8 protein-coding genes are annotated in these 8,863 nt (G+C 39.1%); 7 read left to right on the top strand and 1 reads right to left on the bottom strand.

Annotation, left to right across the window (positions count from 1 at the left end):
* Positions 1 to 127: 127 nt before the first annotated feature.
* The gene (gene xerA, locus AC1WHX_RS08310) at positions 128 to 1,039 is read right to left on the bottom strand and encodes a site-specific tyrosine recombinase/integron integrase (RefSeq protein ID WP_022390637.1); all 912 of its coding nucleotides are present in this window, start codon (positions 1,037 to 1,039) and stop codon (positions 128 to 130) included.
* Positions 1,040 to 1,150: 111 nt separating this feature from the next.
* Here xerA and aroQ point away from each other — a divergent pair, with 111 nt between their 5' ends.
* From aroQ to AC1WHX_RS08275, 7 genes are all read left to right on the top strand, one after another.
* Entirely contained in the window at positions 1,151 to 1,576 is a 426-nt protein-coding gene (aroQ, locus tag AC1WHX_RS08305; protein WP_022390636.1) for a type II 3-dehydroquinate dehydratase, read from the top strand.
* 36 nt (positions 1,577 to 1,612) lie between these two features.
* Positions 1,613 to 3,079, top strand: a complete 1,467-nt coding sequence (pyk, locus tag AC1WHX_RS08300) for a pyruvate kinase (protein WP_481229133.1) — start codon at positions 1,613 to 1,615, stop codon at positions 3,077 to 3,079.
* A 13-nt stretch (positions 3,080 to 3,092) separates the two neighbouring features.
* Positions 3,093 to 3,722: an O-methyltransferase gene (locus tag AC1WHX_RS08295; RefSeq protein WP_022390634.1), complete on the top strand. Its 630-nt coding sequence runs from the start codon at positions 3,093 to 3,095 to the stop codon at positions 3,720 to 3,722.
* A gap of 112 nt (positions 3,723 to 3,834) precedes the next feature.
* Entirely contained in the window at positions 3,835 to 4,170 is a 336-nt protein-coding gene (gene rbfA, locus AC1WHX_RS08290; protein WP_022390633.1) for a 30S ribosome-binding factor RbfA, read from the top strand.
* 11 nt (positions 4,171 to 4,181) lie between these two features.
* Positions 4,182 to 5,411 carry an FtsX-like permease family protein gene (locus AC1WHX_RS08285; protein WP_009318279.1) on the top strand — a complete coding sequence of 410 codons (1,230 nt, stop codon included), beginning with the start codon at positions 4,182 to 4,184 and terminating at the stop codon, positions 5,409 to 5,411.
* A gap of 131 nt (positions 5,412 to 5,542) precedes the next feature.
* Entirely contained in the window at positions 5,543 to 7,978 is a 2,436-nt protein-coding gene (locus AC1WHX_RS08280) for a glycosyltransferase family protein (RefSeq protein ID WP_022390632.1), read from the top strand.
* The gene (locus AC1WHX_RS08275) at positions 7,978 to 8,784 is read left to right on the top strand and encodes a DUF5672 family protein (RefSeq protein ID WP_022390631.1); all 807 of its coding nucleotides are present in this window, start codon (positions 7,978 to 7,980) and stop codon (positions 8,782 to 8,784) included. Before AC1WHX_RS08280 ends, AC1WHX_RS08275 begins: the two co-directional genes overlap by 1 nt.
* Positions 8,785 to 8,863: the final 79 nt, after the last annotated feature.

Raw genomic sequence — 8,863 nt, 5'->3', positions numbered from 1 at the left:
GTTCAATACCCATACAGATCTAAAAAAAATCTGAAGATACTTTGCAACTTCGGGAAAAGACTACAACGCATCTGTAGAGAAATAAAAACAGAGCAGAAAAAGATTCAAACAGATTCTCAAACGAGACTTATGTCCGAAACTTCATATTTCTCGGATGATGATTTAAAATTTCACTTTTTATAAATTCCTTATCCAGATGAACATAAATCTCTGTTGTAGTAATACTCTCATGTCCCAACATCTGTTGAATGGCACGTAGATTAGCTCCTCCCTCAAGAAGATGGGTAGCAAAAGAATGCCGTAGGGTATGAGGACTGATTTTTTTATGAATGCCGCAAATCTCACATTGATTGCGAATAACATAAAAAATCATGACTCTGGATAAACGGCCCCCCCGACGGTTCAAAAAAAGAATATCCTCATCACCTTTCTTTACATTTAATAACATCCGATCTTTCTTATATTTTTCAATTTCATGCAATGCGATCCTCGAAATAGGAACAAGTCTCTGTTTATCGCCTTTTCCTTCAACAATTATAAACTCTTCCTTTTCATAAATCCGGGACATTTTTAAATTTATCAATTCCGACACTCGCAAACCGCAACCATACAAAACCTCTATAATTGCCTTGTTACGCTGACTTTCAGGCAATGACATATCGAAAGAGTCAACCATGCGATTTACTTCCTCAACACTTAACACCTCCGGAAGATGAAGTCCGATTTTAGGACCTTCTATCGACTCGACAGGATTAACGCTGATATAATCCTCTAAACACAAAAATTTATAAAACGATTTTAATCCGGACAATATGCGGGCTTGTGATCTGGGATGTATTCCTATATCCTGTAACCCGCATATAAATTGTTGAATATCGACTTTCTGAAGTACTTCCCGGGTCAAATTCTCAGTACCTATATACAATAATAATTTATACACATCATTTCGATAACCCTCGACCGTATTTTGAGAAAGCCCTCTTTCAAGCTTTAAATAACTCAGATATTTTTTCATTAAATCTCTCTCGGTAAGTATCATCTTATTTACGAACTAAATATTCGATTTTTTTATTTACTTTTGCAACATCTTACCGAAGGATTGAAAACGTCGAAATCTTCGGATAAGACAAAGGTATAAAAAAGATTCTTTATGAATATACTTATCATTAACGGACCCAACCTGAACCTTCTTGGGAAACGGGAAAAAAGCGTTTACGGAGAAAATTCTTTCGAAAGTTATCTGGAATTTTTACGGAACAAATACTCGGAACACCAATTGGTTTATTTTCAGTCCAACATTGAAGGTGAATTGATCAATACTTTGCATCAATACGGGTTTGGAGATACTGATGGCATTGTTCTCAATGCCGGAGCCTATACACATACTTCCATAGCCATCTCAGATGCCATACGTGCAATTAATGTTCCTGTGATAGAAGTACACATTTCCAACATACATGCACGAGAGGCTTACCGCCACACCTCTATGATTGCGGCCGCATGCAAAGGCTCAATAGCAGGTTTCGGCATGGATTCATACAAACTGGCTATCGAAGCATTAATCAATAATAAATAAATACTCTCAGATTGTTATATTAGTTATATAGATCAAATTATGTCAAAACAAACTAAGATTGTTGCCACAGTTTCAGATAAACGTTGCGACGTTGAATTCGTTCGGGATCTTTTCGAAAACGGAATGAACGTTGTCCGTATGAATTCAGCCCATTTGGATGCTGAAGGATTCAATAAAATTATAACGAATGTAAGAGCCGTCTCGAATACGATCGCCATTCTTATGGATACGAAAGGACCGGAGATGCGGACCACAGCAATTGCCGACGACGGACGCATCAACTTTTCGACTGGAGACTATGTAAAAATGAGTGGTAATCCTAATCAACTGACGACTAAAGAGCACATATGCATCTCTTATTCGAATTTCGTCAAAGATCTTTCGGTCGGTAGTTTAGTTTTGATCGATGATGGAGAAATAGAATTCAAAGTTATAGAAAAACACGACGACTTTTTACTTTGTATTGCAGAAAATGAAGGAGAACTGGGATCAAGAAAAAGCGTTAACGTACCGGGTGTCCGCATCAATCTTCCGGCTCTGACCGAAAAAGACCGTAAAAACATTTTATATGCTATCGAGCACAATATCGATTTTATCGCACACTCCTTTGTACGCAATAAGCAAGACGTCCTCGATATACAAGAGATACTCGATGCGCATAACAGCAGCATAAAAATCATTGCGAAAATAGAAAATCAGGAAGGTGTCGACAATATTGATGAAATACTTGAAGTCGCTTATGGCGTGATGATCGCCCGCGGAGACTTAGGAATCGAAGTTCCCCAAGAAAAAATACCGGGAATACAACGCATTCTTATCAAGAAATGCGTACAAGCCAAAAAGCCGGTTATCGTAGCGACACAAATGTTACACTCGATGATCAAAAATCCCCGTCCTACACGGGCAGAAGTAACAGATATCGCTAATGCCATCTATTACCGTACCGATGCCTTGATGCTTAGCGGAGAAACCGCATACGGCAAATATCCGGTAGAGGCTATCGCTACAATGTCGAAAGTAGCGGAAGAAGCCGAAAAAACAAAACTATCGGATAACGATATCCAAGTATCGACAGAAGAAGACAAGGAAGATATTACAGCATTTCTTGCTAAACAAGCCGTACGCTCATCGATAAAACTCGGTGTAAAAGCAATCGTTACCGACAGTTATACCGGGCGTACAGCTCGAAATATCGCTGCATACAGAGGGAAATATCCTGTTCTTGCCGTTTGTTACCGAGAATCGACAATGCGAGAGTTAGCTCTGTCTTATGGAGTAATTGCCGTATATCAACCGGAAACAAATACTTCCAGAGAATATCTTCATAACGGCCTGAAACTGATGATCGACCGCGGCTGGATAACCAGAGACGACCTAATAGCATATATTGGAGGCGCTTTCGGAGAAGGAGGTGGCAGTACATTCCTTGAGATCGACCCGGTAGGAAAAGTATTGGATTGTTACAACAGTTACTTACTCCCGAACTTAGAAAATCTGCGATAAGAGCATCGGAAACATGGAAGAACTGCTGGAAGAATACATCCTGAGCCATATCGACGAAGAAGGTGAATATCTGAAACGACTGAATAGGGATACTCACGTCAATCTATTGCGTCCGCGTATGCTGTCGGGGCATTTACAAGGGCGCATTCTTAAAATGCTCTGCCGGATGATTCGTCCCGACAAAATTCTCGAATTGGGGACATTTACAGGTTATTCCGCTTTATGCATGGCAGAAGGACTAAATCCCGGAGGCGTACTTCACACAATTGAAATGGATGACGAATTGGAAGATTTCACCCGGCCTTATCTGGAGCAATCCCCTTACAAAGATAACATACACCTCCATATAGGAGACGCAATAAAAGTCGTACCGACTCTTGATGAAACATTCGATCTGGTATTCATCGACGCCGACAAACGCCACTATTGCGAATATTATGATCTCGTATTCGACAAAGTACGTCCGGGAGGATTTATTTTAGCGGACAATACTTTATGGGACGGTAAAATAATCGACCCGCAAGCCAGAGACGGACAAACCGTCGGAATTCGGAAATTTAATGATCTGATAGTTTCGGACACCCGTGTGGAAAAAGTAATCATACCACTACGTGACGGGCTAACCTTAATCTGGAAAAAATAAATTTCTTATATCCGGGTCACATTTCGCGAAAAGTTCGTATATTGAACTGTCGTAACATTGCGATCCGGATTTTTTCAAAAAAATCCCGGATCAAAAATAAAATATTCAAATTATGGAAACTACAAGACAAAGTAAAATAAGCCGTCTGATTCAAAAAGATCTAAGTGACATTTTCCAAAACGAAACCCGTAAAACACATGGCACACTCATATCGGTAAGCGTTGTACGCGTAAGTCCCGATTTAAGCGTAGCTAAAGCATATCTAAGTATTTTTCCCCCGGAAAAATCACAAGAAATTCTTGAATCGATACAAAACAATGCACGGTCGATACGTTATGAACTCGCAAAACGGGTTCGATTCCAACTACGCAAGACACCCGAACTGATGTTCTTTTTGGACGACTCTCTCGACTATATCGAAAATATCGATACGTTATTGAATAAATAAACAAAGATGCGATGAGTCTTTCCCTGAAAATAGCGATCCGGTATCTTTTTTCAAAAAAATCTCATAGTGCGATCAATATTATATCCATGGTATCTATATGCGGTGTTGCCGTAACTACCATGGCATTGATTTGTACATTATCGGTCTATAACGGGTTTCAAGATCTTATAGCCTCTCTATATTCCTCTCTCGATCCGCAAATAAAAGTCATACCGGCCACGGGAAAGACTCTATCGCTGCAAGACCCTTCGATAAAATCTCTTGCAGAATGGCAAGAAATAGACGCAATCGCTCCGGTAATAGAAGAGAACGCCTTATTGATATACCGGAACCGACAAATGCCGGTATTATTAAAAGGAGTACCGGACAACTATTCTCAAGTAAGCAATATCGATAGCATATTATTAGACGGGAATTTTTTTTTAAAAGATTCTGTTGCCAATTATGCAACCATAGGAGTCGGAGTAGCAAATCGTTTGGAGGTGGGAGCACATTACGTATATCCTCTTTCTGTTTATACTCCTAAACGCAAAGCAAAAGTAAATTTAGCAAATCCCTCGAATGCATTTAATGAAGACCGGATGTTCGCGACAGCCGTATTCAGTGTAAATCAACCTGAATATGACGATCAAATGGTTATTGTTCCGTTAGACATGGCGGCCAAACTGTTCGACTATCCTCAACAAGCTTCCGCATTGGAAATAAAGCTAAAACCCAAAACTAACGAAAAGCGCGTTATTGCTTCGTTATCGGAACATCTGGGAAAAGATTATCTTGTCAAAGACCGCATGATGCAGCAAGAGACCTCTTTCAGAATGATGCAAATAGAAAAATGGATGACATTTCTGATACTGGCTTTTATTCTTATGATCGCCACATTCAACGTTATAGGGTCTCTTTCGATGCTGATCATAGACAAGCAAAACGATATTAAGACTTTGCAAAATTTAGGAGCTGATGAAAAGCTTATTTCCAGAATATTCTTAACCGAAGGGTGGCTTATTTCGGCAATCGGAGCCGGGACAGGACTCATCGCCGGGATATTTTTATGTTGGCTACAACAAGAATACGGATTACTCCGATTAGGTCAAACCTCTGGAGCATTCATCGTAGATGCTTATCCTGTACGTCTTTTGTGGAGCGATGCACTTGCCGTACTGGCAATTGTCACGTTATTAGGACTACCCGCAGCGTGGTATCCGGTAAAATATTTGCGTAACAAATGGTTAAGAACAGAATAAAAAATCCTCACAAAAATTAAACCGCCCCTAATAACCGGTATTTAATATTTTGGATTTGGCAAAAGAAGAAAAGCCAATTTCTTATTTTTTTCTATACATTTGCAACAGAATAATAAAGAAAATTTTTTGTCATGTGTAAAATAAACTTCAAGAAAACTCTTCCGTATATCGGTTCTATTCTGTTTATGATTATTCTCTCCTATATTTATTTTTCTCCGGATATTTTAGAGGGGAAAGTGTTATTTCAAGGAGATACTCAACAAGGAATCGCAATCGGTCAGGAAGGAAAAGCTTTCCGTGAAGCAACCGGAGAAACGACACGTTGGACCAATTCGCTTTTTTCAGGAATGCCTAATTTCCAAATTTCACCCAGTTATGCCAATAATTACTGGATGGGACAAATCGGAAGAATATATCACCTCGGACTACAATCTCCGGCATCACTCGTATTCATTATGATGTTAGGTTTTTTCATCCTATTATCGGCAATGAAAATCCGGTGGTATCTTGCATTGGTGGGAGCAATTGCCTACGCCTTTTCTTCTTATTTCTTTATTATCATAGGAGCCGGACACATCTGGAAATTCATCACTCTGGCATATATACCGCCGACAATCGCCGGTATAATACTGGCCTATCGTGGTAAATACATCGGAGGTGCTGCATTAATCGGATTCTTCGGAATGATGCAGATCACATCAAACCACATTCAAATGAGTTACTATTTCATGTTCTTTATAGCCGCTTTGGTTATTGCCTACTTTTTCGATTTCAAAAAAAGACATGAACTTCCACAATATTTTAAGGCCACCGGAGTAATTATTTGTGCCGGATTACTGGCTATTGGAGCGAATATTCCGAGTCTTTATAATACTTATGAGTATTCTAAAGAAACGATGCGCGGACAAGCGGAACTCACAAATGCCAATGAAAAAATATCAGCTAAAAGCGGACTGGATACCGAATATATAACTCATTGGAGTTACGGAATAGGAGAAACTTGGTCATTATTGATTCCGAACGTAAAAGGGGGAGCAACCGGAGCTATCGCCAAAAATACCGAAGCTATGCAAAAAGCAGATCCTTCAGTACGGGAGTATGTAGCTCAAATCGGGAATCATTATTGGGGAGATCAACCCGGAACGGCAGGTCCGGTATATGTCGGAGCATTCGTCATGTTACTCTTCATATTGGGTTGTTTTATCGTTAAAGGTCCTTTGAAATGGGCAATACTGGCAGCAACAATATTAACGGTGCTCTTGTCATGGGGAAAGAACTTCTTACCGCTAACCGAATTTTTTATCGAATACTTCCCGATGTATAACAAATTCAGGACAGTATCAAGTATTCTTGTGGTAGCAGAGTTCTGTATTCCCTTATTAGCGATTTTAGCACTGAAAGAAATAATCACAAACCCCCGTATCCTCATCGAGAAAAAGAGAGAAAGTATCATCTCCTTTGCTCTAACCGGAGGCATATCTCTTTTATTCTTCCTTTTTCCCGGATTGTTCTTTAATTTCTTGAGCTCGGAAGAACAGGTGTTTATGGGCGAACACATGGAATACCGAGATGTGTTCTACAACCTCGAACTGGTAAGGGAATCTATTTTTACAGATGATGCATTACGCAGTTTCTTGTTCATATTGGCAGGTTCTATCGTTTTGTTCTTATTTGCCAAAGGTAAAATCAACAAAACAACTCTGGTCGCATTATGCGGCATTATTATTCTTGCCGACATGTACCCGGTAAACAAGCGTTATTTGAACAGCGAAAACTTCGTATCGGCAAAAAAATTGAAAGACCCCTTCCCCATGACAGAAATAGACAAGCAAATACTCGCCGATCCTGATCCGAATTATCGGGTATACAATCTTCTGTATGATCCATTTAACGATGCCATCACCTCTTACAGACATAAATCTATCGGAGGTTATCATGCTGCAAAATTGCGGAGATATGATGACTTGATCAAGTACCAGCTCAGTAAAAACAACCCGCATGTGATAAACATGCTCAATACAAAATATTTTATCCTTCCCGGAGAAAACGGTGCTGCACCTCAAGTAGTACAAAATCCTGAAGCTGCGGGCAATGCATGGTTTGTATCCGAAATTAAATGGGTAGAAAATGCCGAACAGGAAATGAAAGCGTTAGACGATTTTAATGAAAAGAAAACAGTGATCGCCGACCGTCATTTCGCAGACAAAATAAAAACAAATATCTCTGCTCCTGCTGCAGGCGATACGATTTTTCTGACATCTTACAAACCCAATGAATTAAAATATAAATCTCATACATCAAAAAATAATTTCGCAGTATTCTCCGAAATTTATTTCCCTTGGGGATGGCATATTTCCATAGACGGAGAACCGGTCGAAATGGCACGAGTAAATTATGTATTACGGGGATTGGATATTCCATCGGGAGATCATGAAATCATTTTCCGTTTCGATCCTCAATCAATACACATCACGGTAGGAATTGCATTCGTATGCATCGGACTGATTCTTATTTTAGGTATTATTGCTATTTATACCAATTGCAGAACTAAGAAAGTGCAGAAATAATGGTTGATCCGTATTTAGTAAAAGTAATCATACCAATCTATACAACGGAATTATCCGACACCGAATGGATATCATTAGATCGATGTTTCGATATATTAAAACGTTACAGCATATGTTTCGTGATTCCGGACGGTTTAGATATGACCGTAATAGAGAAACGATATGGCAAAAGAGAAACATACTCTTTTGACAAATCATATTTTAAAGGGTTAAAAGGGTATAACCGGTTAATGCTCTCTTCTGAATTTTACAAAACATTTTCAGATACCAAATATATACTCATACATCAAACCGATGCATTCGTATTCAGAGACGAACTTGAACAATGGTGCAGTCACAATTTCGATTATATAGGCGCACCATGGATTCCTAAACGTAAATATACACGATGGTATTATCATTTGTTTTTTAAACTGAAAAAAGGCTATAACAAACTATTCAATGCATCGGATTATACAGAACTTTTTTATAAAGTCGGCAATGGAGGTTTTTCTTTACGCAAAGTATCCGCCTTCTTTGAAATAGCCCAAAATGAACGACCGATAATAGAAAAATACATATCTCAATGTAACCATAACCGATTCAACGAAGATGTATTCTGGGGAGTAGAAGTAAACCGGAAAGAACATAAACTCAGAATTCCCTCATGGAGAGAAGCCATCGCTTTTGCATTCGACAAATTACCGGAAGAGGCATTTCAGATACACGGGCACCAACTTCCTTTCGGATGTCATGGGTGGAACAAACCGGCAATGCTTCCTTTTTGGAGCCCGATCATCGAAAAATTAATACATTCCCGGAAATAAAAAATATTTAAAGGGCTGTCTAAATTTGTACTGCACCCCAAAAGTTAGACACAAAACTTTTGGGGTGTTTTTTATGAAG

This window comes from Coprobacter sp. (assembly GCF_982436375.1).
This window is presented reverse-complemented; position numbering and strand designations above follow the sequence as displayed.